This window comes from Mycolicibacter hiberniae (assembly GCF_010729485.1).
In the GTDB taxonomy this organism is placed as follows: Bacteria; Actinomycetota; Actinomycetes; order Mycobacteriales; family Mycobacteriaceae; genus Mycobacterium; species Mycobacterium hiberniae.
This window is the reverse complement of the sequence record NZ_AP022609.1, coordinates 2,219,838-2,244,471: the sequence shown is the minus strand read 5'-3', so window position 1 is coordinate 2,244,471 and position 24,634 is coordinate 2,219,838. Positions and strand designations below refer to the sequence as shown.

At 68.6% G+C, this 24,634-nt stretch carries 23 protein-coding genes; 15 read left to right on the top strand and 8 right to left on the bottom strand.

Translation table 11 applies throughout. The annotated features are described in order from the left end of the window. Position 1: 1 nt before the first annotated feature. Positions 2-598 carry a 3-isopropylmalate dehydratase small subunit gene (gene leuD, locus G6N14_RS10580; RefSeq protein ID WP_085137675.1) on the top strand — a complete coding sequence of 199 codons (597 nt, stop codon included), beginning with the start codon at positions 2-4 and terminating at the stop codon, positions 596-598. A 189-nt stretch (positions 599-787) separates the two neighbouring features. Further along, positions 788-1,519: an HU family DNA-binding protein gene (locus G6N14_RS10575; RefSeq protein WP_163787129.1), complete on the top strand. Its 732-nt coding sequence runs from the start codon at positions 788-790 to the stop codon at positions 1,517-1,519. A gap of 48 nt (positions 1,520-1,567) precedes the next feature. Here G6N14_RS10575 and mutT1 read toward each other — a convergent pair whose 3' ends face one another. From mutT1 to cofC, 3 genes are read right to left on the bottom strand one after another with little or no spacing between them, the layout of a single operon-like run. Continuing rightward, the gene (gene mutT1, locus G6N14_RS10570; protein WP_085137679.1) at positions 1,568-2,500 is read right to left on the bottom strand and encodes an 8-oxo-(d)GTP phosphatase MutT1; all 933 of its coding nucleotides are present in this window, start codon (positions 2,498-2,500) and stop codon (positions 1,568-1,570) included. Positions 2,501-2,550: 50 nt separating this feature from the next. Further along, positions 2,551-4,758 (bottom strand): RNA degradosome polyphosphate kinase, encoded by a 2,208-nt coding sequence (locus G6N14_RS10565; protein WP_085137681.1) that lies wholly within the window; start codon positions 4,756-4,758, stop codon positions 2,551-2,553. Continuing rightward, a complete protein-coding gene (cofC, locus tag G6N14_RS10560) occupies positions 4,748-5,437 on the bottom strand; it encodes a 2-phospho-L-lactate guanylyltransferase (RefSeq protein ID WP_085137683.1) in 690 nt (229 codons plus the stop codon). Before cofC ends, G6N14_RS10565 begins: the two co-directional genes overlap by 11 nt. A 123-nt stretch (positions 5,438-5,560) precedes the next feature. Between cofC and G6N14_RS10555 the strand changes: the two genes are divergently transcribed. Together G6N14_RS10555 and G6N14_RS10550 are read left to right on the top strand one after the other, a co-directional pair. Further along, a complete protein-coding gene (locus G6N14_RS10555; protein ID WP_085137685.1) occupies positions 5,561-6,589 on the top strand; it encodes an NAD(P)H-dependent glycerol-3-phosphate dehydrogenase in 1,029 nt (342 codons plus the stop codon). A 24-nt stretch (positions 6,590-6,613) separates the two neighbouring features. Beyond that, positions 6,614-7,726 (top strand): D-alanine--D-alanine ligase family protein, encoded by a 1,113-nt coding sequence (locus G6N14_RS10550; protein WP_085137687.1) that lies wholly within the window; start codon positions 6,614-6,616, stop codon positions 7,724-7,726. Positions 7,727-7,816: 90 nt separating this feature from the next. Here the strand turns inward: G6N14_RS10550 and G6N14_RS10545 are convergent, their stop codons facing one another. Further along, positions 7,817-8,365 (bottom strand): DUF3515 domain-containing protein, encoded by a 549-nt coding sequence (locus tag G6N14_RS10545; RefSeq protein WP_085137875.1) that lies wholly within the window; start codon positions 8,363-8,365, stop codon positions 7,817-7,819. An 18-nt stretch (positions 8,366-8,383) separates the two neighbouring features. Between G6N14_RS10545 and G6N14_RS10540 the strand changes: the two genes are divergently transcribed. Continuing rightward, complete coding sequence (locus G6N14_RS10540) at positions 8,384-9,376, top strand: thiamine-phosphate kinase (protein WP_407663166.1); 993 nt, start codon at positions 8,384-8,386, stop codon at positions 9,374-9,376. A 6-nt stretch (positions 9,377-9,382) separates the two neighbouring features. Beyond that, the gene (locus G6N14_RS10535) at positions 9,383-10,063 is read left to right on the top strand and encodes a uracil-DNA glycosylase (protein WP_085137689.1); all 681 of its coding nucleotides are present in this window, start codon (positions 9,383-9,385) and stop codon (positions 10,061-10,063) included. Between the two features lie 52 nt (positions 10,064-10,115). Here the strand turns inward: G6N14_RS10535 and rpmB are convergent, their stop codons facing one another. Continuing rightward, positions 10,116-10,307 carry a 50S ribosomal protein L28 gene (gene rpmB, locus G6N14_RS10530; RefSeq protein WP_024443272.1) on the bottom strand — a complete coding sequence of 64 codons (192 nt, stop codon included), beginning with the start codon at positions 10,305-10,307 and terminating at the stop codon, positions 10,116-10,118. Between the two features lie 192 nt (positions 10,308-10,499). Here rpmB and G6N14_RS10525 point away from each other — a divergent pair, with 192 nt between their 5' ends. From G6N14_RS10525 to G6N14_RS10515, 3 genes are read left to right on the top strand one after another with little or no spacing between them, the layout of a single operon-like run. Further along, positions 10,500-12,143, top strand: a complete 1,644-nt coding sequence (locus G6N14_RS10525) for a fatty acid kinase ATP-binding subunit FakA (RefSeq protein ID WP_163787127.1) — start codon at positions 10,500-10,502, stop codon at positions 12,141-12,143. Between the two features lie 2 nt (positions 12,144-12,145). Continuing rightward, positions 12,146-14,374: an ATP-dependent DNA helicase RecG gene (gene recG / locus G6N14_RS10520; protein WP_085137693.1), complete on the top strand. Its 2,229-nt coding sequence runs from the start codon at positions 12,146-12,148 to the stop codon at positions 14,372-14,374. Further along, a complete protein-coding gene (locus G6N14_RS10515) occupies positions 14,371-15,087 on the top strand; it encodes an HNH endonuclease family protein (RefSeq protein ID WP_085137694.1) in 717 nt (238 codons plus the stop codon). Before recG ends, G6N14_RS10515 begins: the two co-directional genes overlap by 4 nt. Before the next feature lie 36 nt (positions 15,088-15,123). Here the strand turns inward: G6N14_RS10515 and G6N14_RS10510 are convergent, their stop codons facing one another. After that, entirely contained in the window at positions 15,124-15,963 is an 840-nt protein-coding gene (locus G6N14_RS10510; RefSeq protein WP_085137696.1) for an aldo/keto reductase, read from the bottom strand. A gap of 1 nt (position 15,964) precedes the next feature. After that, complete coding sequence (locus G6N14_RS10505; RefSeq protein ID WP_179960826.1) at positions 15,965-16,810, bottom strand: aldo/keto reductase; 846 nt, start codon at positions 16,808-16,810, stop codon at positions 15,965-15,967. On the opposite strand from G6N14_RS10505, the gene G6N14_RS10500 reads away from it, so the two are divergent. The 6 genes from G6N14_RS10500 to coaD all read left to right on the top strand — a co-directional run bounded on the left by G6N14_RS10500 (position 16,809) and on the right by coaD (position 23,864). Beyond that, a complete protein-coding gene (locus tag G6N14_RS10500) occupies positions 16,809-17,912 on the top strand; it encodes an alpha/beta hydrolase (RefSeq protein ID WP_085137700.1) in 1,104 nt (367 codons plus the stop codon). The two genes, G6N14_RS10505 and G6N14_RS10500, sit on opposite strands and share 2 nt — an antisense overlap. 63 nt (positions 17,913-17,975) lie before the next feature. After that, the gene (locus tag G6N14_RS10495; protein ID WP_085137702.1) at positions 17,976-18,734 is read left to right on the top strand and encodes a DsbA family protein; all 759 of its coding nucleotides are present in this window, start codon (positions 17,976-17,978) and stop codon (positions 18,732-18,734) included. A 2-nt stretch (positions 18,735-18,736) separates the two neighbouring features. After that, entirely contained in the window at positions 18,737-19,345 is a 609-nt protein-coding gene (locus G6N14_RS10490) for a vitamin K epoxide reductase family protein (protein WP_234809052.1), read from the top strand. Between the two features lie 8 nt (positions 19,346-19,353). Then, positions 19,354-22,737 carry a pyruvate carboxylase gene (locus G6N14_RS10485; protein WP_085137879.1) on the top strand — a complete coding sequence of 1,128 codons (3,384 nt, stop codon included), beginning with the start codon at positions 19,354-19,356 and terminating at the stop codon, positions 22,735-22,737. Between the two features lie 37 nt (positions 22,738-22,774). Continuing rightward, positions 22,775-23,338: a 16S rRNA (guanine(966)-N(2))-methyltransferase RsmD gene (gene rsmD / locus G6N14_RS10480; RefSeq protein ID WP_264079977.1), complete on the top strand. Its 564-nt coding sequence runs from the start codon at positions 22,775-22,777 to the stop codon at positions 23,336-23,338. A 46-nt stretch (positions 23,339-23,384) separates the two neighbouring features. Further along, positions 23,385-23,864: a pantetheine-phosphate adenylyltransferase gene (gene coaD / locus G6N14_RS10475; protein WP_046317394.1), complete on the top strand. Its 480-nt coding sequence runs from the start codon at positions 23,385-23,387 to the stop codon at positions 23,862-23,864. A gap of 12 nt (positions 23,865-23,876) precedes the next feature. Here coaD and G6N14_RS10470 read toward each other — a convergent pair whose 3' ends face one another. Further along, on the bottom strand, positions 23,877-24,536 hold the full coding sequence (locus tag G6N14_RS10470; protein WP_085137706.1) for a TetR/AcrR family transcriptional regulator: 660 nt from the start codon (positions 24,534-24,536) through the stop codon (positions 23,877-23,879). Between the last annotated feature and the right edge of the window lie 98 nt (positions 24,537-24,634).

The following is a 24,634-nucleotide window of genomic DNA, read 5'->3' as shown; positions in this document are numbered from 1 at the left end:
CATGAAAGCTTTCCACACCCACACCGGAATCGGCGTCCCGCTGCGCCAGTCCAATGTCGACACCGACCAGATTATTCCCGCGGTCTATTTGAAGCGCATCACCCGGACCGGCTTCGAGGACGGTCTGTTCGCCACGTGGCGCACCGACCCCTCCTTCGTGCTGAATCTCAGCCCGTTCGACAAAGGTTCGGTGCTGGTGGCGGGGCCGGACTTCGGCACCGGGTCGTCGCGGGAACACGCGGTGTGGGCGCTGCTCGACTACGGGTTCCGGGTGGTGATCTCGTCTCGATTCGCCGACATCTTCCGGGGCAATGCCGGCAAGGCAGGCCTGCTTGCCGCCCAGGTGGCCCAGGATGATGTGGAACTGCTGTGGAAGCTCATCGAGCAGAGCCCGGGTCTGGAAATCACTGTCAATCTTCAAGATCGGAATATCACCGCCGGAACGGTGGTGGTGCCGTTCACGATTGATGACTACACCGCCTGGCGATTGTCCGAAGGGCTCGACGATATAGGTCTTACGCTGCGGAAACTCGAAGACATCGACGCATTTGAGGCCGCTCGGCCGAGCTGGAAGCCGCGCACCCTGCCTGCTTCGTGAGGTGGCGCAGCCGACCTTAATTTCCGGTGGGCGCAGTGCTGTGACCGGCGTTCAAGGGCGGTAACCGGATTACCGAATTCGCCTATAATCTCGTCTGAAATTGCGCGTGGCTCTTGGATATTTGTGGTATCAGGGATTACCGTGTGCACTAGTCGGCTCAAGTAGGGCCACTGGTCTCGGAGGGATTGGATGAACAAAGCAGAGCTCATCGACGTGCTCACAAAGGAATTGGACACCGACCGTCGGTCGGCGACCGAAGCCGTCGAGCATTTCGTCAATGCCATTGTGCGCGCCGTCCACAAGGGTGAGAGCGTCACCATCACCGGGTTCGGCGTCTTCGAGCGTCGTCGTCGCGCCGCGCGCGTCGCCCGCAATCCCCGCACCGGTGAAACGGTCAAGGTGAAGCCGACGTCAGTTCCCGCATTCCGCCCCGGTGCGCAGTTCAAGGCGATTGTTTCTGGCGCGCAGCGCGTCCCGGCTGAGGGACTCGCCGTCAAGCGTGGCGCTGGTACCAGCACCACCGCGGCCAAGGCTGCGAAGAAGTCGCCGGCTAAGAAGGCCGCCAAGGCTGCGGCGAAGAAGACCGCCGCCAAGGCCACCACCAAGGCAGCAGCGAAGGCCCCGGCCAAGAAGGTTCCGGCCAAGAAGGCCGTGACCAAGGCGGCTCCGGCCAAGAAGGCGGTGACCAAGGCTCCGGCCAAGAAGGCGGTGACCAAGGCCCCGGCCAAGAAGGTCGTCGCGAAGAAGGCCGCGACCAAGGCGGCTCCGGCCAAGAAGGTCGTCGCGAAGAAGGCCGCGACCAAGGCGGCTCCGGCCAAGAAGGTCGTCGCGAAGAAGGCCGCGACCAAGGCGGCTCCGGCCAAGAAGGCTCCGGCCAAGAAGGCCGCGACCAAGGCCCCGGCTCGCAAGGGCCGCAAGTAACCACGAACAGCCGAGCGCCGCGGGGCTATCCCCGCGGCGCTCGGTCGTTTATGTCGACTTGTGGCCGGCCAGCGGGCTGCCGAGATGATCGGCGGCGACCAGCCGGCCACCCGACCGCGACAGCACCCAGGTACTGCCTTTGCGATTGCGCGACTTGTCGGGCTTGATGCCGTCGCGCGCACACCACCAGGCGATCAGGTCGGGAATCACCTTGCCCTGGGTGCAGATAACCGGCGTGCCGCCGAGCTGGGCGATCTCCATCACCCTGCGGCGGGCACGCTTGGGGTTGTGGGAGTAGGCCTCTTCGGTCAGCGTCGGCTCGGCACGCACCTCAACCCCGAGTTCGGCGGCCAGGGGCTCCACCGTCTGCTCACAGCGCACCCGGTCGGCCGCGTACACATCGGTGGCGCCGAAAGCCAGTAGCAGGCCGGTGAGCGCCTCGGCCTGGGCGCGGCCCATCTTGTCCAACGGCCGCTCGCGGTCATCTCCGGAGAAGCGTGATCGGCGCCCGGCGGTGCCGTGCCGCACGATCAACACCGTCTCGGTATCGGCGGGCGCCTTGGTGAACCGCCGCAATATCTTCCGGTCGTGGGGGTACTGCAGTTCCTGCATCGCCGCGTCGACCGGCAGCCATGCCAGTTCGTCTACCTCGTCATTGGGCGTGAAGTCTCCGCCCAGGGCCCGGGCGGCCCAGTACCGCACCTTTTTGGTGCCCTGCGCCACCGGGTAGCTGACCGCCCCCAGTCGGCGGCCCAGGTGCGCGTGCTGGCCGGTCTCCTCCAGGATCTCCCGCACGGCAGTCACCGGCTCGTTCTCCCCGGGATCGACCTTGCCCTTCGGCAGGGACCAGTCGTCATAACGGGGGCGGTGAATGACGGCAACTTCGACGCCGCCGTGCCGCATCCGCCACAGCACGGCGCCGGCGGCGCGGATCACCTTGTCGGCCGGCGAAGAGCCCTTCGACACCGTCGTTTCGAGCACCTTGCACTCCTGCTAGGTCAGTTCGGGCTGGGCGGTGGATGGGCGGTCGGTCAGGGATTGCGGTGGCGTTCCATCAGCGATACCTGGTGATCGCGGACGGTGGCCCCGTCGTGCGGCTCCGCGGTCCACTGACCGTCTGGACCGAGCTCCCAGCAACGGGTGGCCGGGTCCATCGCGGAATCGAACACATCGCCGAGTTGTGCAGTGAGCCGGGGGTTTTTCACCTGCACCATCACCTCGACACGGCGGTCCAGATTGCGGTGCATCATGTCGGCGCTGCCGATCCAGAACTCATCGATGGCGCGGAAGTGGATGATGCGAGAGTGTTCCAGGAATCGGCCGAGAATCGACCGGACGATGATGTTTTCGGAGAATCCCTCGACCCCGGGCCGCAGTGCGCAGATCCCGCGTACCACCAGCTCGACACGCACCCCGGCCCGCGAGGCGCGGTAGAGCGCGTCGATCACCTGCTCGTCGACCAGCGAGTTGAGCTTGAGCCGGATTCGGCCGAGGCCGGTGTCGCGGTGCGCGGCAACCTCACGTTCAATGCGTTCGATGATGCCGGTCCGCACGCCGTAGGGCGCCACCAACAGGTTTCGGTAGGCGACTTTGCGTGAATACCCCGTCAAGGAGTTGAACAGGTCCGTCAGGTCGGCGCCGATGTCCGGATCGGCGGTGAGCAGACCCACATCCTCGTAAAGCCGTGCGGTTTTGGAGTTGTAGTTGCCGGTGCCGATGTGGCAGTACCGCCGGATCGCGGACCCTTCGCGGCGCACCACAAGCGCGACCTTGCAGTGGGTTTTCAACCCGATCAGCCCGTACACCACGTGCACACCGGCCTGTTCCAGCTTGCGCGCCCACTTGATATTGGCCTGCTCGTCGAAGCGGGCCTTGATCTCAACCAGGGCCACCACCTGCTTGCCCGCCTCGGCGGCGTCGATCAGCGCGGTGACGATCGGTGAATCACCCGAGGTGCGGTAGAGCGTCTGCTTGATAGCCAGCACGCCCGGGTCGGCGGCGGCCTGCTCGACGAACCGTTGCACACTGGTGGCGAATGAGTCATAGGGGTGGTGCACCAGCACATCGCCCTCGCGCAGGGTCGCGAAAATGCTTTTGGGGGTCTCCCGTTCGGCGAACGCCGGGTGCGTCGCCGGCACGAAGGTGCGGTCTTTGAGGTCGGGCCGGTCCTGGCCGTAGACCTGCCACAGCGACGAAAGATCCAGCAGGCCGGGCACCTCGATGACGTCGCCCGGATTCACGTCGAGTTCGCGCAGGAGTAACTCCAGCATGTGCTCGGTCATGTCGTCGGCGACTTCGAGGCGGACCGGCGATCCGAACCTGCGACGCGCCAGCTCCCGCTCCAGGGCCTGCAACAGGTCCTCGTCGCGGTCCTCTTCGACCTCGAAATCGGCGTTGCGCGTGATGCGGAACGCATGATGTTCGACGATCTCCATACCGGGGAACAGCACCGGCAAAAACGCCGCGATCAGCTCCTCCATCGGCAGGAATCGGACCCCGCCCCGGCTGTCGCCGCCGTCGGCACCGGCATCGAGTTCGACGAAACGGTCGACGTTGTCGGGAACCTTCACCCGCGCGAAGTGACTTCCGCCGTCCTCGGGGCGCTTGACTGTCACCGCCAGGTTCAAACTGAGGCCGCTGACGAACGGGAACGGGTGTGCCGGGTCGACGGCCAGCGGCGTCAGCACCGGGAACACCTGCTCGTGGAAGTACACCGACAACTGGTCTCGTTCGGCGGGCGACAGGTCGGCCCACGTCACCACGTGGATGCCTTCGGCGGCCAGCGCCGGGCGGACCGAGTCGAGGAACACCCGCGCGTGGTTGGTGGCGATCAGCTGGGTCTGCTCGCCGATCCGGCGCAGTTGCTCACGCGGGGTCAGGCCGTCGGCGGAACGGACCGACAGGCCCATCTCGTCACGGCGTTTGAGGCCGGCGACCCGCACCATGTAGAACTCATCGAGGTTGGAGGCGAAGATGGCCAGAAACTTGGCGCGCTCCAGCAGGGGTAGCGAGGTGTCGGCGGCCAGCGCCAACACCCGGGCATTGAAGTCCAGCCAACTCAGTTCGCGGTTGAGATAGCGATCGGCAGGTAGTTCGTCGTTATCGCCGCCGACCGGGAGACCCGCCGTGGCCGCAGGCGGCGCCGTCGGAGTGGAGTCTTTCGGACGCCAGTTGGTATCGATACGCGTCTCGGTGAGCTCGCCGCCCTCAATTTCGTCCACTGATAAATCATTGCTCATAGCGCATGTTGCTGCCACCGGTCTTGGCGTGTGCGAGCGCGCGGGCCGTCGCCGTACCGACTCCGAGCCGGCGCGCCACTGCCAGATCCTCGGGCGTGTCGATGTCGCAGCGCAGGCCGGGCCAGGCGCCGGTCAGTTCCAGGGCACCGGATTGCCGGTGCCGTTTCGAGGAATCCCGGCCGAACCGTGGTTCGAGGGGGGCGCCGAATGCGAACAGCGCCACAGTGCCCATCCCTTGGCGGTCGGCGACAAAGCTGCGCTGATGTGCCCGCGCGGCGGTGATCGCCTCGTCGAGTTCGTACGATTGCAGCGCCGGTAAATCCCCTTGTAAAACAACGATGTTCGGCACAGAAGCGGCCACCTTGGCCGCGGCTGCGGCGAGCGCGTTGTTCAGCGGGTCGCCGTGACCCTCCGGTGTCGGATCCTGCAGCACCTCCGCGCCGAGCTCGGTGGCCGTCGCGGCGGCGGCCTCGTCCGGGGTGACCACGGTGATGTGGTCGAGCCCCCGGGCGTCCAGCGCGGCGGTGATGGTGTCGGCCAGCATGGCCAGCGCCACGGCCTCCCGCACCGGTGCCGGAAATGCCGGCGCCAGCCTCGTCTTGGCCACGCTGAGCCGCTTGACGGCAATGATCACCCCGATACCGGATTCCTCGGCCTGTGCGGAGTTCACCCGACCCATCCTGCCAGCGTGGGGTTCGACGGCTCGCGGTCCCCGGTTCCGGTGGCGGTGACCCCGCCTCGCCCGGCTCCGCCGCGCTCGCGGTCCCCGATAGGGTGATGCGCTTAAGGGAGGTGGTGTTCGATGGTCGGCACCGACGGCACGGTCGCGGTGATGGGGGCGGGTGCGTGGGGCACCGCGCTGGCGAAGGTGCTCGCCGACGCCGGCAGTGCGGTCAAACTCTGGGCACGCCGGCCCGACATCGCCACCCAGATCAACGAGTCCCGGCTCAACCCCGACTATCTGCCGGGCTTCACCGTGCCCGACGCGGTGCGGGCCACCTGCGATCCCGCGGAGGCGCTGGACGGCGCGACGACCGTCGTGCTGGCTGTACCGGCGCAGACCATGCGGGCCAATCTGCAGAGCTGGACGCCGTACCTCACCAGCAGTGCCACGCTGGTCAGCGTCGCCAAGGGCATCGAGCTGGGCACGCTGATGCGGATGAGCCAGGTGATCGTGGCGGTAACGGGATTCGATCCCGGCCAGGTCGCGGTGGTGTCGGGTCCCAACCTGGCGGCCGAGATCGCCGCGGGCCAGCCCGCGGCCACGGTGGTCGCCTGCACGGACTCCGGTCGTGCGGTGGCGCTGCAACGGATGCTCAACACCGGTTATTTCCGGCCTTACACCAACGCCGATGTCATCGGTGCCGAGATCGGCGGCGCCTGCAAGAACATCATCGCGTTGGCCTGTGGGATGGCAGCGGGGGTGGGTCTGGGGGAGAACACCGCGGCCGCGATCATCACCCGCGGCCTCGCCGAGATCATTCGGCTGGGTGTGGCGCTGGGCGCCAAGGACACCACCCTGGCGGGCCTGGCCGGAGTAGGCGACCTGGTGGCGACCTGCACGTCGCCGCATTCGCGCAACCGTTCGTTCGGGGAGCGGCTCGGCCGGGGCGAGGCGTTGCCGCCGTCCCCCGGATCGGCGGGTTTGGCGAGCACCACCGACGGCCATGTCGTCGAAGGGGTGACCTCGTGTCAGTCGGTGCTGGCACTGGCGTCGAGCTACGACGTGGAGATGCCCTTGACCGACGCCGTGCACCGGGTGTGCCACCAGGGGCTGTCGGTCACCGAGGCGGTGGCACTGCTGCTGGGACGTCACACCAAACCGGAGTGAGCCGCCCCCGGTACCCTCTGGCGTGTGAATTCCCACGAACGGACCCGCGTGGCCGTCGTCTTCGGCGGCCGCAGCAGTGAGCACGCCATCTCCTGTGTCTCAGCGGGCAGCATCCTGCGCAACCTTGACCCGCAACGCTTCGAGGTCGTCGCGGTAGGGATCACCCCGCAGGGGGCGTGGGTACTCACCGACGGCAACCCGGACGCCCTGGCGATCACCGACCGGCAACTGCCGTCGGTCAGCACGGACTCGGGTGCTGAGCTGGCGCTGGCAGCCGACCCCCAGCGGGCCGGTCAGTTGGTCGCGTTCTCCGCTGCGGGGCCCGCAGAGGTGCTGGCGTCGGTCGACGTGGTGTTTCCGGTGCTGCACGGACCCTACGGCGAGGACGGCACCGTACAGGGGCTGCTGGAGTTGGCCGGGGTGCCCTACGTGGGTGCCGGGGTGTTGGCCAGCGCGGCGGGCATGGACAAGGAGTTCACCAAGAAGCTGCTGGCCGCCGACGGCCTGCCGATCGGGCCGTACGCGGTGTTGCGGGCCGCTCAGGAGACGCTGTCCGACGACGAGCGGCAGCGCCTGGGGCTTCCGCTGTTCGTCAAACCGGCGCGCGGCGGATCATCGATCGGCGTGAGCCGGGTGACGTCGTATGACGAGCTTCCCGCCGCGATCGCCGAGGCTCGCCGGCACGACCCGAAGGTCATTGTCGAGGGCGCGATCGTCGGCCGCGAGATCGAATGCGGGGTGCTCGAGTTCCCCGACGGCACGGTGGCCGCCAGCACGCTGGGCGAGATCCGGGTGGCCGGCACCCGCGACCCCGACGACGCGTTCTACGACTTCGCCACCAAGTACCTCGATGACGCCGCCGAACTCGACGTGCCGGCCAAGGTCGACGACGATGTCGCCGCCGCGGTGCAGCAGCTGGCCATCCGGGCGTTCGCCGCGCTGGACTGCCAGGGCCTGGCCCGGGTGGACTTCTTCTTGACCGACAGCGGTCCGGTGATCAACGAGATCAACACCATGCCGGGCTTCACGACGATCTCGATGTACCCACGGATGTGGTCGGCCAGCGGCATGGACTATTCCACGCTGCTGGGGACCATGGTCGACACCGCGCTGGCTCGCGGGGTGGGCCTGCGCTGACGCGCTCGACGCCCGCCGCCGCGCCGAACGTGCACTCAGGGCGGAAAATCAGGCAGATCCTCGGCGTGAATGCACGTTCGGCGAAACCACTCAGCGCGGCGGGCCCGGCCGGATCGCCACCGGCGCCCACTTCTCGGCAATCAGATCCGAAATCTCCTGGATAGGCGTGGGCCCCGAACCCGGCGGCAGGGTGAGCGCCAGATAGGTACTCCGGTCCACCACATACCAGGTGGCCCGGTCACCTTCGCGAACCTCGAACCACTGCACGTGATCGACCACCTGGATGGGTGAACCCACCACGAAGTCGGTCGGCCGGTCCAGCCCGCAGCGCAGCACAACCGCCGCACCGTCCGCGGCGGTCCAGGCAGCGGCGCCCGGCGGGGCCGGTTCGGCCAGCTCGGCGCGCCGATAGTCGCCGAGCGCAGTCGGCAGCGCGTCCAACACGGCATGGCAGTCGGCGCTGTCGGCCTGCGGGGCGGGCACCGTGGCGAGCGGGACCGGTTCGGCACCCCGCCCGCCCGGGTGGCGCACCGCGGCGACCGTCAGTGCGATACCCACCGCGGCGACGGCCACCACCAGCGCCAGGATCAGGGCAAAGCGCGGCGGCCCGTCGTCTGCATCGTTGTCCGGACCGATCACGCCCCGCCCACCATTCTGATCGCACCTACACTCCAGGCTGTGCGCGGTAATGAGCCCACGCTGGGTCAGCTTGGAGAGTTTCCCATGATCGACCGGCTGGTTGCCGGGCGCCGTCAGCCCGCCACCACGCAGCTGGGACCCGGCGACGACGCGGCGGTGGTGGGCTGCGCCGACGGCCGGGTGGTGGTCTCCACCGACATGCTGGTCGAAGGGCGGCATTTCCGGCTGGACTGGTCGGCCCCCGAGCAGGTCGGGCGCAAGGCCATCGCGCAGAACGCGGCCGATATCGAGGCGATGGGGGCACGCCCCACCGCGTTCGTGGTCGGTTTCGGGGCGCCCTCCGACACGCCCGCCGCAGACGCCGCGGCCCTGGCCGACGGGATGTGGGCCGAGGCCGAGCGCCTGGGCGCGGGCGTGGTCGGCGGCGACCTGGTTCAGGCCGACCGCTGGGTGGTGTCGGTGACGGTGCTGGGAGAGCTGGCCGGCCGGGCTCCGGTGCTGCGGTCCGGCGCGCGCCCCGGGACGACGCTGGCGGTGGCCGGCGACCTGGGCCGCTCCGCGGCGGGTCTGCGGCTCTTGAGCGACGGTGCCGGGGGATTCCCCGAGCTCGAGCAGCGGCATCTGGTCCCGGAGCCGCCCTACGGGCAGGGTGCGGTGGCCGCCGGCGCCGGCGCTCAGGCGATGACCGACGTCTCCGATGGATTGATCGCCGACCTGGGGCACCTGGCGGACGCATCACAGGTGACGCTGGACGTGTCCACGGCGGCGCTGGCGCCCGATCACCGGGTGCTGGCTTCCGCGGCTGCGGCAGTCGGCGCCGACCCGTGGTCGTGGGTGCTGGGCGGGGGAGAGGATCACGCCTTGGTCGCCGCGTTTCCCGACGGCGTCCCGGCCGGTTGGCGCGCCATCGGTCACGTGCTGCCCGGGCCGGCGCGGGTGCTGGTCGACGGGGTCGTGTGGGACGGGCAGGCGGGCTGGCAGTCGTTCGATCCCGGCGCACCGTTACGTTGAGACACCATGAGTGCTCGTCCACTTCCCGAACTTGTCGAAAGCGGTTGGGCCACTGCGCTGGCGCCGGTGAGCGATCAAGTAGCCGTGCTGGGAAAGTTCCTGCGTGAGGAGACGACGGCCGGCCGCGGCTATCTGCCGGAGGGGCAGAACATCTTGCGCGCCTTCAGCTTTCCGTTCGACGACGTACGGGTGCTGATCGTCGGGCAGGACCCCTACCCGACGCCGGGCCACGCGGTGGGCCTCAGCTTCTCGGTGGCACCGCATGTGCGGCCGTTGCCGCGCAGCCTGGCGAACATCTTCACCGAGTACACCGCGGACCTGGGTTATCCCACGCCCTCCAACGGTGATCTGTCCCCGTGGGCGCAGCGCGGTGTGCTGCTGCTCAACAGGGTGCTGACGGTGCAACCGGGTGCGCCCGCGTCGCATCGCGGCAAGGGCTGGGAGGCGATCACCGAGTGTGCGATCCGCGCGCTGGTGGCCCGCCGACGGCCCATGGTGGCGATCTTGTGGGGCCGCGACGCCGGGACGCTCAAGCCGATGCTCAACGAGCACTGCCTCACCATCGAGTCACCGCACCCGTCGCCGCTTTCGGCGTCGCGTGGGTTCTTCGGATCGCGCCCCTTCAGCCGCGCCAACGAGCTGCTGGCACAGCTGGGAGCCGAGCCGATCGACTGGCGTCTGCAGTGAAGCCGCCAAGACGGCCGCCGAAGCGGGCGCCCGGGTAGCCGGGAACGCGGAGTTAGCCGCGGACGACCTTGCCGGCCTTGATGCAGGAAGTGCAGGCGTTCAGGCGCTGCTTGTTACCGCCGGGACGGGCGGCGTGCACAACCTGGATGTTCGGGTCCCACCGACGGCTGGTCCGACGGTGCGAGTGGGACACCGACTTGCCGAAGCCGGGGCCCTTTCCGCAGATATCGCACACGGCAGCCATATGTGACACTCCTCAAAACGTCTGCTTGAGGGCCAACGACCTCAGCGGGTGGCCCGACAACCTGATCAGGATACCCGCCGGGCGGGGCAACCACCAAAACGCCCCGTCCCGACCGGACGTGGGTGAGCTGTGCTGTCGTCCGAAGTGATTAGGCTTGCGGCCACCGGAGGCACGGCAGGAAGGTGGGTGGAGGTGGGCAACCCCGATCGTCTGCTGGATGCGGCGACCTTGCGGGACTGGGCGCACACCGCCGTCGGCGACCTGATCACCCACACCGACGAGATCAACCAGCTCAACGTTTTCCCGGTCGCCGACTGCGACACCGGCACCAACATGCTGTTCACCATGCGCTCGGCCCTGGCCGAGGCCAACACCGAGGCGGCCTCGGGCGAGGTCGGGCGGGTGGCGGCCGCACTGTCGTCCGGAGCGCTGCACGGCGCCCGGGGCAACTCCGGGGTGATCCTGTCGCAGATCTTGCGGGGCCTGGCCGATGTGACGGCCGAACGCGGGGCCGGCACCACCGTGATCGACGCGGCGCTGCTCGCAGCCGGCTTACGGCACGGGGTGGAGCTGGTGGTCACCTCGATGGGAGGCCGCGAGGTCCCCGGCACCATCGTGTCGGTTCTGCAGGCCGCGGCTGCTGCCGTGCAGCGGTCTGCGGCGCAGGGGGCCGAGTTGGGTCCGGCGCTGGTGGCGGGCACCGACGCCGCCGCCGAGGCGCTCGAGGCCACCACCACCCAGCTCGACGTGCTCGCCGAGGCCGGGGTGGTCGACGCGGGCGGTCGCGGCCTGCTGGTGCTGCTCGACGCGCTGCGTTCGACGGTCACCGGGCAGGCCCCGGTGCGGGCCCGGTATCAACCGTCGCCGCGGCCCCGGACACCCGAAGCGGGCACCGAGCCGCCGGCACCCCAGTTCGAGGTGATGTACCTCCTCGGCGAATGCAGCCCCGAGGACACCGAGGCCCTGCGCGAACGGTTGACGCAGCTCGGCGAATCGGTCGCGATCGCAACCTCGGGCGTGGTCGGTGGATATTCGGTGCACGTGCACACCGATGACGCCGGTGCCGCCGTCGAGGCCGGGCTGGCGTTCGGCCGGCCGCGCCGGATCCAGATCTCCGCGCTGGCCGGGGCCACCGGCCCGTCTCCGGGCAGCTGGACACGGGAGCGCGCGGTGCTCGCCGTGGTCGACGGCGACGGCGCCGAGGCGCTGTTCGACTCCGAGGGCGCCTGCGTACTGCGGCCGGACCCGCACAGCGCGGAGCCGGTGATGATGGTCTCCGCGCAGCAGCTGCTGCGGGCGGTGGTCGACACCGGCGCAGCCCAGGTGATGCTGCTGCCCAACGGCTACGTCGCCGCCGAGGAACTGGTGGCGGGCGCTACGGCGGCCATCGGGTGGGGGGTGGACGTGGTGCCGGTGCCGACCGGCTCGATGGTGCAGGGCCTGGCGGCACTGGCGGTGCACGATCCGGGCCGTCCGCTGGTCGACGACGGCTACACCATGGCCCGGGCGGCCGGCGGAACTCGGCTCGGGTCGGTGCGGGTGGCGACTGAACAGGCACTGACCTGGGCGGGCTCCTGCCAACCCGGTGACGGCCTGGGCATCGCCGGCGACGAGGTGTTGATCGTGGCCCGCGATGTCGGAGCGGCGGCGATCGGTCTGATCGACCTGATGCTGGCCGCCGGCGGTGAGCTGGTGACGGTGCTGTTCGGGGCGGGCTTCGGTGGGCAAGTCATCGAGGTGTTGGCCCGGCACGTGCACGATCGGCACCCGGGTACCGAGCTGGCGACCTACTTCACCGGGCATCGGGGGGACGCACTGCTGATCGGGGTCGAGTGACGATGGTCACGTTGGCCGACCGGCTGGACTACGTGCTGGGTTCGGACGCGGCCGCCAAACTCGACGAGTTCTTCGGAATCCGTACGGTCGACGACCTGCTGCGGCACTACCCCCGCAGCTACGTCGAGGGCGCGACCAAACGCGGCGTCGACGACGCCCAGGCGCTCGAGGGCGAACACATCACCCTGGTGGACACCATCGCCACCGCCGTGGCCAGACCGATGAGGCGCCAGCCGGGCCGGCGGCCCAACGAATATCTGGTGATCACCCTGGGCAGCGGCCAGCAGAAGGTCAGTGCCACCTTCTTCAACGCGCGCGGCCTGAAATACAAACTCACCCCGGGAACCCGGGTGATGCTGTCCGGCGAGGTCGGCTACTTCAACCGCAAACTTCAACTGACGCACCCCGACTTCCTCATCCTGGACGTGCCGAACCAGGACAACTTCGGTAGTGACTCGCTGCGCAACATCGCCGATGCCTCTCAGGCGATCAGTGGCGAAGTGCTGCAGTCGGAGTTCGAGCGGGCCTGCTATCCGATCTATCCGGCGAGCACCAAGCTGCAGAGCTGGGACATATTCGCCTGTGTGCGACAGGTTCTGGAAATTCTCGACCCGGTGCCCGAGCCGCTGCCGGCCGCGCTGCTGGCCGAGCGCGGGCTGATCGGCGAAGACGAGGCGCTTCGCGCGATCCACCTCGCCGAGAGCGCGGCGCAGCGCGACCGGGCCCGCGAGCGGCTGACTTTCGATGAGGCGGTGGGGCTGCAATGGGCGCTGGCCGCGCGCCGCAACGGCGAACTGTCCGAATCCGGACCGTCGGCACCTGCGAGCAGCGACGGGCTGGCCGCGCAGATGATGAGCCGGCTGCCCTTCGAACTGACGGCCGGGCAGCGCGAAGTGCTCGACGTCTTGCACGCGGAGTTGACCGCGACCCGTCCGATGAACCGGATGTTGCAGGGTGAGGTCGGCTCCGGAAAGACTGTGGTTGCGCTGCTGGCGATGCTGCAGATGGTCGACGCGGGTTACCAGTGCGCGTTGCTTGCGCCGACGGAAGTCCTTGCCGCTCAGCATGTTCGTTCAATGCGAGACATGCTCGGCCCACTGGCCCTGGGGGGTCAGCTCGGCGGTGCGGACCATGCCACCGCGGTGGCGTTGCTCACCGGGTCGATGTCGGCGCCGGCCAAGAAGCAGGTTCGGGCTCAGATCACCGACGGCACCGCGGGGATCGTGGTGGGCACCCACGCCCTGTTGCAAGACTCTGTCGAGTTCCACCGGCTCGGCATGGTGGTGGTCGACGAACAGCATCGCTTCGGGGTGGAGCAGCGCGATCAGTTGCGGGCCAAGGCTCCCGCGGGGATCACGCCGCATCTGCTGGTGATGACCGCGACGCCGATCCCGCGCACCGTGGCCCTGACCGTTTACGGTGACCTGGAGACCTCCACGCTGCGTGAGCTGCCACGCGGGCGGCAGCCGATCCGCTCCTCGGTGATCTTTGAGAAGACCAAACCGGCCTGGCTGCAACGGGCCTGGGAAAGGATCCGGGAAGAGGTCGCGTCCGGCCGGCAGGCCTACGTGGTGGCGCCGCGCATCGACGAGAACGACGAGCCCGCGGCGCAGGCCGGCGATCAGGGGCCGCTGCGGCCGTCGGCGACCGCGGTAGAGCTCTACGAGCGTTTGGGATCCGGGCCGTTGGCGGGACTGCGGCTCGGATTGATGCACGGCCGGTTGTCCGCCGATGAGAAGGACGCGGTGATGAGCGCGTTCCGGTCCGGGATGGTGGACGTGTTGGTGTGTACGACCGTGATCGAGGTCGGTGTCGACGTCCCGAATGCGACGGTGATGCTGGTGGCCGACGCCGACCGATTCGGTATCAGCCAGCTGCATCAGCTGCGCGGACGGATCGGGCGTGGCGAGCACGCCAGCCTGTGCCTGCTGGTCACCTCGGCAACCGAGGGGTCCCGGGCCGGCAGGCGCCTGGAGGCCGTGGCCGCCACGCTGGACGGCTTTGCGCTGGCCGATCTGGATCTTCGGGAACGTGGCGAGGGTGATGTGCTGGGCCGCACCCAGTCCGGCTGGCGCGGCGGACTGAAACTGTTGTCGCTGACCGACCATGGCGAGGTCATCGAAGCCGCCCGGGAATGGTGCGACAAGGCGTGGGAAGCCGACCCCACCGATGCCGGGCTGGCAACGCTGGCAGCACATTTCACCGGCATCGAATACCTGGACAAGTCATGAACCCGCATCGCAGGACCCTGCTGTGGATGGCCGTCGCGGCGGCGATCGCGGTGCTGGTGGCCTACCAGACCGTCTCGGCCTCCGGCCAGCGCAGCCGTGACCTGGCAGCGCAGGCCGGGATGCCCACCGTGGCGGCGGGCGCTGATGTCCTGGCCGGTATCTCGGTGGTACCGGTGCGCACCCACCGCTACGACTACCGCCGCGCACTGTTCGGCCAGGCCTGGGACGACGACAACGACGCCCCCGGCGGACGCAACGGCTGCGATACCCGGGACGACATCCTCAACCGCGATCTGGTGGACATCACCCGGGTCTCGACCAAACGCTGCCCCGCCGCGGTGGCCACCGGAACCCTGCACGACCCCTATACCAATGCCGTCGTCGCCTTCACCCGTGGCGCGAAGATCGGCGAAGCCGTGCAGATCGACCACATCGTCCCGCTGGCCTACGCCTGGGACATGGGAGCTTCGGGCTGGACCTACCGCCAGCGGCTGCGCTTCGCCAACGATCCCGCCAACCTGCTGGCGGTCGCCGGGCAGGCCAACCAGGACAAGGGCGATGCCGGCCCGGGGCAGTGGATGCCGCCGAACCGCTCGTTCGCCTGTCAGTACGCGATCGCCTACCTCGCGGTGGTGCGCGGCTACGAGCTGCGACTCGACCAGCCGTCGGCGGAGGTACTGCGCGACGCCGCGGCCACCTGTCCGACCGGGTAACGGTGCAGCGCCCGGGACGGACGGCTGCGGGATGGCCTAGGTGCCGGTGTAGGTCAGCGGGTCTTCGCGGACCCGCGTGCCGTCGTTGAGGCCGTTGAGGCTGTCCATGTGCTCCTCGGCCAGCTCGAAGCCGAACACGTCGAGGTTGGCGGCGATGCGCTCCGGCTGGGCCGAGCGGGGGATCACCACGTTGCCCAGCTGCAGGCTCCACCGGATCAGCACCTGCGCCGGGGTCTTGCCGTACTCGGCGGCGATCGCGGTAACCGTCGGGTGGTCGAGCAGGCGGCCCACCGCCAGCGGGCTGTACGCCTCCGTGACGATGCCGCGCTCAGCGTTGGCGGCACGCAGCTCGGCCTGGTTGAGCAGCGGGTGCAGCTCGATCTGGTTGACCGAAGGAGTCTCGAACGCCAAATCGATCACATCGTCGATGTGCTGGGTGGTGAAGTTGCACACCCCGATCGACCGGGCCAGTCCCATCTCCCGGGTTTGGATCAGCCCGCCGAAGCTGTCCACGTACATGCCCAGCGGCGGGGCCGGCCAATGGATCAGGTAGAGGTCCATGTAGTCCATCCCGAGCCGCTCCAGGCTGGCCTTGCAGGCCTCGATGGCGGCGGTCAGGCCCTGGTCGGCGTTGGCCAGCTTGGTGGTGACGAACACCTCCTCGCGCGGGATTCCCGACGCCGCGATGGCTCGGCCCACCGCGGCCTCGTTGCCGTACACCTTGGCGGTGTCGATCAGCCGGCAGCCCAGCTCGAGCGCCGTCGAGACGGCCCGCTCGGTTTCGGCCTCGGACAACTCGCCCACCCCGATGCCCAGAGTCGGCATGGTGTGACCGTCGTTGAGCGTGACAGAGGGGATCGCAGTGCCCGACGTCATTTCACCTACCTGTGTAATCGAACGTTCGTGGATCGGGCCCCAGCCGGGCGCCGTCGTCGAGCGAGGATATCTCGGCCATCTCTGGCGTGCCGAGTTCGAAGTCGAAGACCTCGAAGTTGCCGACGATGCGCTCCCGGTGGACCGATTTCGGAATCACGATATTACCCAGCTGGATATGCCACCGGATCAGCACCTGTGCCGGGGTCTTGCCGCACCGCCGCGCCACCGCGGCGACCGTCGGATGTGTCAGCAGCGAACCGCGCCCCAACGGCGCCCAGGCCTCGGCGGCGATGCCGAGGCGGGCGTGCAGCGCACGCAGTTCGGGCTGGCTGAAGCGCGGGTGCAGCTCGATCTGATTGACCACCGGCACGATCCCGGTCGCATCGATGAGCACCTTGAGGTGATCGGCGGCGAAGTTGCTCACCCCGATCGAGCGGATCCGGCCCTGATCCCGCAGGTGGGCCATGGCCCGGAAGGTCTCGACGAACTTGCCGCGCATCGGCAGGGGCCAGTGGATCAGGTACAGGTCCAGAACGTCCAGCCCGAGCCGGTCCATGCTCGCCTCGAACGCCCTCAGCGTCGAGTCGTAGCCCTGGTCGGCGTTCCACACCTTGGTGACCACATAGACCTCGTCGCGCCCCAGCCCAGAGGCTGCGACGGCGCGGCCCACCTCGCGTTCGTTGCCGTAGAGGGCCGCGGTGTCGATGTGGCGGTAGCCGGCCGCCAGCGCACTGCTCACCGCGCGTTCGGTCTCGGCGGGCGAAATCTTGTAAACCCCAAAACCGACGCTGGGGATGGAATTACCGTCGTTGAGCGTGACCGAACGCAAGCCATCTCCAGCAGCCATGCCACGAAGTCTGCCAGCCGGGCCCGGTTCCCGGCGGGGTGCCAGGTGGTCCGATCAGCTAAAGAGCACCCTGGTGAAGGCCGGCATGAAGGTCACTCCAAGGCTGCCGATCGGGGTGCAGCGGCTCCTGACCGGCGGGCGGTCGGTGACCATCGACGGCAAGACCCTCGACCCCACGCTGCGATTGACGCTGGCCGCACAGCACGCGATGGGTGTCCACGGATTGGTCATCGGTGACGACGCGGACGCCTCCCGCGCCCAGTTGCGCCTGACCTCCGACGGGCTCGGCGGCGGCGACATCCGCGTCGATGTACGCGACCTCGTGTTGCCCGGCCCCGCCGGCGACATCGCCGCTCGGCACTACCGCCCGCCCGGTGACGGCGCCAAGCCGCTGCTCGTCTTCTACCACGGTGGCGGATTTGTGCTCGGCGACTTGGACAGCCACGACGCGATCTGTCGGCTGACCTGCCGTGACGGCGACGTTGCGGTGCTGTCGGTGGATTACCGGCTGGCGCCCGAGCATCCCGCGCCGGCGGCACTCGACGACGCCTGCGCGGCGTTCCGCTGGGCCGTCGACCACGCCGCCGAACTGGGCGGACTGACCGGCCGGGTCGCTGTCGGCGGGGACAGCGCGGGCGCCAACCTGGCCGCCGGGGTGGCGCTGCGGGCCCGCGACGAGGGCGGGCCGGCGCCCGTGCTGCAGTGGCTGATCTACCCGGTGGCCGACAGCACCGCCCAGACCCGCTCGCGCACCCTCTACGGGGAGGGTTTCCTGCTGACCAAGCACGACATCGACTGGTTCACCGAGCAATATGTGGGCCGATCGCAGCTCGACCCCAGTGACCCGCGGGTGTCTCCGCTGCTGGCCGACGACCTGTCGGGACTGCCGCCGGTACTGATGGCGCTGGCGGGTTTCGATCCGCTCTACGACGAGGGCGAGCAGTTCGCTGCGGCCCTGCGCGAGGCCGGAGTCGTCGTCGACCTGCGGCGGATGCCGACCTTGACACACGCGTTCATCAATCTGTTCGGTCTGGGCGGCGGCAGCGCGACTGCCACTGGTGAGCTGATCTCGGCGCTGCGCGCCCACCTCAGCCGCGGCTGAGGCCGCTCACGCCGGTACTGTAGAGCCGCACAACCGACCACCGAAGACGAGGACCAACCGACTGTGGCCAGCAAACCCAAACGCCCCGGCGCCTCCGGCTTGAAGGCCGGCGACCAGAAACGCAATCTCGCCATGCAGATCGGGCTGGTCGCCATCGTGGTGGTCTTCGCGGTGGGTCTGATCGGCTACATCGTGGTGTCCAACGGCCACAAGAAGGGCGCCAGTGCCGGCGAGGCGGTCCGGGTCACCTCGAGCAAGCTGGTCACCAAGGAGGGCACCGACGAGCCCAAGGCCGTGCTGACGTTCTATGAGGACTTCCTCTGCCCGGCCTGCGGCAACCTGGAGCGGGCCTTCGGTCCCACCGTGTCCCGGCTGATCGACAGCGGGGCGATCGCCGCCGACTACCACATGGTCGCGATCCTGGACCGGCCGCAGAACGACAACTACTCGTCGCGTGCCGGTGCCGCCGCCTACTGCGTCGCCGACGAGAACAACGACGCCTTCCGCCGGTTCCACACCGCGCTCTACACCGAGCAGCTTCAGCCGTCGGAGATCGGGACCGACTTCCCGGACAACAAGCGCCTCATCGAGCTGGCCCGCCAGGCCGGGGCTGCCGGGACCGTTCCGGCGTGCATCAACAGCGGCAAATACCTCAAGATGGTGGGCGGTATGGCTGCGGCCGGCGGCATCCACGCCACCCCCACGTTGCGGATCAACGGCGAGGACTACCGGCCCTCCACCCCAGAGGCCCTGGTCTCCAAGATCCGCGAGATCGTCGGTGACCTGCCGGGCATGTCGGTGCCCGCGGCCCCGGAGTCGTGACCATCACCGCTTCGGCGGTAGAACCGCACGAGCAGCAGGCGGTGCCGCTCGCCGCGTCGCGGGCCTGGGCGGTGCTGATCGGCGGAGTCATCGGGCTGGCCGCCTCGGTCACGCTGACCGTCGAGAAGATCAAGCTGCTGCTGGACTCGGGGTACGTGCCGTCGTGCAACCTCAACCCGGTGCTGTCGTGCGGGTCGGTGATGGTCACCCCGCAGGCCTCCGTGCTGGGCTTCCCCAACCCGCTGCTGGGCATCATCGCATTCACCGTGGTGATCGTCACCGGTGTGCTGGCTGTTGGGAAAGTTCCACTGCCCCGGTGGTATTGGAACGGGCTGGCACTGGGCACCCTGGCGGGGGCGGGTTTCGTGCACTGGCTGATCTTTCAGAGCCTGTACCGCATCGGAGCGCTGTGCCCGTACTGCATGGTGGTCTGGGCGGTCACGCTGTGCCTGCTGGTGATGTTCGCAGCCCTGGCATATGAGCAGAGCGATATACGCAACAATTTGCAATATTTGCACCGGTGGCGCTGGACCGTGGCTGCGTTATGGTTTATCGCGTTATTCCTGTTGATATTTATTCGGTTTCAGGACTACTGGATAACGCTGTTGTAGGGGTGGATGTGATCTCCAAAGTGCTGGTGGCCAACCGCGGGGAGATCGCTGTCCGTGCCTTCCGTGCCGCCTGCGAACTCGGGGTCGGCACCGTGGCCGTCTATCCCTACGAGGACCGCAACTCGCTGCACCGGCTCAAGGCAGACGAGTCCTACCAGATCGGCGAAGAGGGCCATCCGGTCCGCGCCTACCTGTCGGTCGACGAGATCGTCGGCACCGCGATCCGCTGCGGCGCCGACGCGGTGTACCCGGGCTACGGGTTTCTCTCCGAGAATCCCCGGCTGGCCCAGGCGTGCGCGGACGCCGGCATCACCTTCGTCGGTCCCAGTGCCGCGGTGCTGGCACTGACCGGGAACAAGTCTCGCGCGGTGGCAGCCGCGCGGGAGGCGGGCCTGCCGGTGCTGGCATCGTCGGCGCCGTCGACATCGGTGGCGCAGTTGCTCGCCGCGGCCCAGGACATGACCTTCCCCCTGTTCGTCAAGGCGGTGGCCGGCGGTGGCGGGCGCGGTATGCGCCGTGTCGCCGACGCCGACGCGCTGGCAGAAGCCGTGGAGGCCGCCAGCCGCGAAGCGGATTCGGCGTTCGGGGACGCCCACGTCTACCTCGAGCAGGCGGTGGTGAACCCGCGCCACATCGAGGTCCAGATCCTGGCCGACAACCACGGCAACGTGATCCACCTCTACGAGCGCGACTGCAGCGTTCAGCGCCGGCATCAGAAGGTCGTCGAGCTGGCGCCGGCGCCGAATCTGGATCCCGCGCTGCGCGAGAAGATCTGCGCCGACGCCGTCGCCTTCGCACGCCATATCGGTTACACCTGTGCTGGCACGGTGGAGTTCCTCGTCGACGAACGCGGTCACCATGTGTTCATCGAGATGAATCCCCGGATCCAGGTGGAGCACACCGTCACCGAAGAGATCACCGATGTGGACCTGGTGTCGTCGCAGCTTCGGATCGCAGCGGGCGAGTCGCTGGCGGACCTCGGGTTGTCGCAGGACTCGATCACGCTGCACGGTGCGGCGCTGCAATGCCGTATCACCACCGAGGACCCGGCCAACGGCTTCCGACCCGACACCGGGCGAATCAGCGCCTACCGCAGTCCGGGCGGGGCCGGCATCCGGCTGGACGGCGGTACCAACCTGGGTGCGGAGGTCAGCGCCCACTTCGACTCGATGCTGGTCAAACTGACCTGCCGGGGAAGGGATTTTCCCACCGCGGTGAAGCGGGCCCGCCGGGCCATCGCGGAGTTCCGCATCCGCGGGGTGGCCACCAACATCCCGTTCCTGCAGGCGGTGCTCGACGACCCGGACTTCTCAGCCGGGCACGTCACCACCTCGTTCATCGATGAGCGGCCGCAACTGCTCACCGCGCGTGCCTCGGCCGACCGTGGCACGAGAATCCTGAACTACCTGGCCGATGTCACCGTCAACAGTCCGCACGGCACCCGGCCGTCGACGGTCTACCCGCGTGACAAGCTGCCCGAGTTGGACCTGACGGTGCCACCGCCGCCGGGTTCCAAGCAGCGACTGGTCGAGCTGGGGCCGGAGGGTTTCGCCCGCTGGCTCCGGGACTCACCGGCCTTGGGCGTCACCGACACCACGTTCCGGGACGCCCACCAGTCGTTGCTGGCCACCCGGGTGCGCACCAGCGGGTTGGTCAAGGTGGCGCCTTACGTGGCCCGCACCATGCCCGAGCTGCTCTCGGTCGAGTGCTGGGGCGGAGCGACCTACGATGTCGCGCTGCGGTTTTTGAAGGAAGACCCCTGGGAGCGGCTGGCCGCGTTGCGCGAGACGCTGCCCAACATCTGCCTGCAGATGCTGCTGCGCGGCCGTAACACCGTCGGTTACACGCCCTACCCGGAGCTGGTGACCTCGGCGTTCGTGCAGGAGGCAGCCGAAACCGGCATTGACATCTTCCGGATCTTCGATGCGCTCAACAACGTCGATTCGATGCTTCCCGCCATCGACGCGGTGCGGGAAACCGGCAGTGCGGTAGCCGAAGTCGCCATGTGCTACACCGGGGATCTGGCCAGCCCGGACGAAAAGCTCTACACGCTGGACTACTACCTGAGGCTCGCCGAACAGATCGTCGGTGCCGGGGCGCATGTGCTGGCGATCAAGGACATGGCGGGACTGTTGCGTCCCGCAGCGGCGAGCACCCTGGTGAGCGCGCTGCGCAGTCGCTTCGACTTGCCTATCCACGTGCACACTCACGACACCGCCGGTGGTCAGCTCGCCAGTTACGTCGCCGCATGGCAGGCCGGAGCGGACGCCGTCGACGGTGCGGCTGCGCCCCTGGCGGGAACCACCAGTCAACCATCGTTGAGTTCGATCATCGCCGCCGCGGCCCACACCGGCTACGACACCGGGATCTCACTGGACGCGGCCTGTGACCTGGAACCGTACTGGGAGGCGCTGCGAAAGGTGTACGCGCCGTTCGAGTCCGGTCTGGCAGCGCCGACCGGGAGGGTGTACCGCCATGAGATACCCGGCGGCCAGCTGTCGAATCTGCGCCAGCAGGCCAAGGCGCTGGGGCTGGCAGACCGGTTCGAGGACGTGGAGGTCAACTATGCGGCCGCCGATGCCATCCTCGGCCGGCTGATCAAGGTCACCCCCAGTTCGAAGGTGGTCGGAGACCTGGCGCTGGCGCTGGTCGGAGCAGGCGTGAGCGCCGAGGAGTTCGCCGCGGACCCGTCCCGGGTCGACATCCCGGATTCGGTGATCGGTTTCCTGCGCGGCGAGTTGGGCGAGCCGGCCGGCGGCTGGCCGGAACCGTTGCGCGCCAAGGCACTGGTCGGCAGGGGCGCCCCGCGGGAGGTCCAGCAGCTCTCGGCAGACGACGAGGCCGTGCTGGGCAAGTCCGGACCGCCACGTCAGGCCCGGCTCAATCACCTGCTGTTCCCCGGCCCCACCAAGGATTTCGAGGCGGATCGGGAACTCTATGGCGACATCTCGAGACTGTCGGCCAACCAGTTCTTCTACGGCTTGCGCCAAGGCGAGGAACACCGGGTGCGGCTGGAGCGCGGGGTGGAGCTGCTGATCGGGCTCGAGGCCATCTCCGAGCCGGATGAACGGGGCATGCGCACGGTGATGTGCATCATCAACGGTCAGTTGCGGCCGGTCGAGGTGCGAGACCGCAGCGTGGCCAGCGTGGTGCCGGTCGCGGAGAAGGCGGACCGGAACAAGCCCGGCCATATCGCCGCACCGTTTGCCGGCGTGGTCACGATCGGGGTGGCCGAGGGGCAGCAGGTGAGCGCGGGACAGACCGTCGCCACCATCGAGGCGATGAAGATGGAGGCGGCCATCACGGCGCCCACCGATGGAACCGTCGCCCGGGTGGCGGTGGCGGCCACCGCCCAGGTCGAAGGCGGCGACCTGCTGGTGGTGTTGAGCTGATCGCCGGTGCGGATGCCCAGCGCAGCTGTGCGCACAGGTGGCGGTCATGACCCGCATCGTCGGGGGCGCAGCGGGCGGGCGGCGCATCGCCGTGCCGCCGCGCGGTACCCGGCCCACCACCGATCGGGTGCGCGAGGCCCTGTTCAACATGCTGGATGCCCGGATGGACCTCACCGACATGGCGGTGCTGGATTTGTACGCCGGGTCTGGAGCGTTGGGTTTGGAAGCGCTGTCTCGCGGCGCTGCGACGGCGATGTTCGTCGAATCCGACCGTCGCGCAGGCGATGTGCTGGCGGCAAACATCGCATCGCTGGGACTGGCCGGTGCGGTGTTGCGCCGCGGGACAGTGGCTGCGGTGCTCGCCACGGGGACCGGGACGCCGGTCGATCTGGTGCTGGCCGACCCGCCGTATGAAGTAGAGGCCTCCGAAATCGACGCGCTGCCAGGGCTGTTGACCGCCGGGGGTTGGGCTGCTGCAGGCACTGTCGTGGTGATCGAGCGTGCTGCTGGCAGCCCGGCGGTGAGCTGGCCGCAGGGCTGGCAGGCCTGGCCGTCTCGCCGGTACGGCGACACTCGCCTGGATCTGGCCGAACGGGAGTAGCGGCGAACGCAGGCGTTTCGAAGCCGGGCGTGTAGCGTCGACGCCTATGAGCGGCGCCGTTTGCCCCGGTTCCTTCGATCCGGTGACCCTGGGACATGTGGACATCCTGGAGCGCGCTGCCGCCCAGTTCGACGAGGTGGTGGCCGCGGTGCTGGTGAACCCTGCCAAGCAGGGGATGTTCACCCTCGACGAGCGCCTCGAGATGATCGCCGAAGCCACCGCGCATCTGCCCAACGTGCGTGCCGAGTCCGGCAGGGGATTGGTGGTGGACTTCGTCCGGGAGCGGGGGCTGACCGCGATCGTCAAAGGCCTGCGCACCGGCACCGACTTCGAGTACGAGCTGCAGATGGCCCAGATGAACAAGCACATCGCCGGCGTCGACACGTTTTTTGTGGCGACCACGCCGCGCTATTCATTCGTGTCGTCGTCGCTGGCCAAAGAGGTGGCCTCGATGGGCGGAGATGTCAGCGACCTGTTGCCCGAACCGGTGAACCGGCGCCTGGCGGCCAAATTGGCCGGCCGCTGAGACGACCGCGGCCTACGTCGGCGCCAACCCCAAACGGCGCGCGGTCGCCGCGCGCATGCCGGAAAGTCCCCGGGTGACGCCCAGGACGCGCAGCGCCGCCTCGGCAGTGGTCCAGGGATAGTCCGGCGGGCAGGAGCCGTCGTCGGAACGGCGATTGATGACGGACTCCACCAGCCGGAAGGGCAGGTCGACGGCGTCGGCGGGGCCGCGGTGTTCGGCGAGCACTGCCTGCGACAGCTGCTGATAGTGGCTGCGCAGCGTCTCGCGTTGCCGGCGGAAGGCGGCGAAACGCTCCAAGCGGAGCTCGGGCAGTAGATAGAGCGTGCCCAGATTCCAGGTACCGCCACACAATTGGGCGGTGTCGGCGACGACGAGGGCGTGCAGCCGGGCAGCGCTGGGACCGTCCTCGGCCAGCAGCTGGGCGGCCAGCTGTACCGAGGTGTCGACGGTGCCGGCCAGCAGTGCGTCCAGCATGTCGTCTTTGGCGGCGAAGTGGTGATACAGCGAGGCCTGCTGCATGCCGACGCTGGCGGCGATGCGTCGGGTGGAGGTGGCCGCGTAGCCGACGGTGGTGAACAGCTCGGCCGCGGCATCAAGGATTTCGTCGCGGGCGCTGCGCCCGGGCCGGCTGGAGGCTAGGAGCCTGGGACGTCCTCGGCGATCGATCTGCACGCCTTATTGCCTATCACGATTGCCCAGCCCCGTTACCGATCACGGGAGGCGGACCACGCGCGCTAAAAACTATCACTTGATAGAAACTGTGCTAGCGT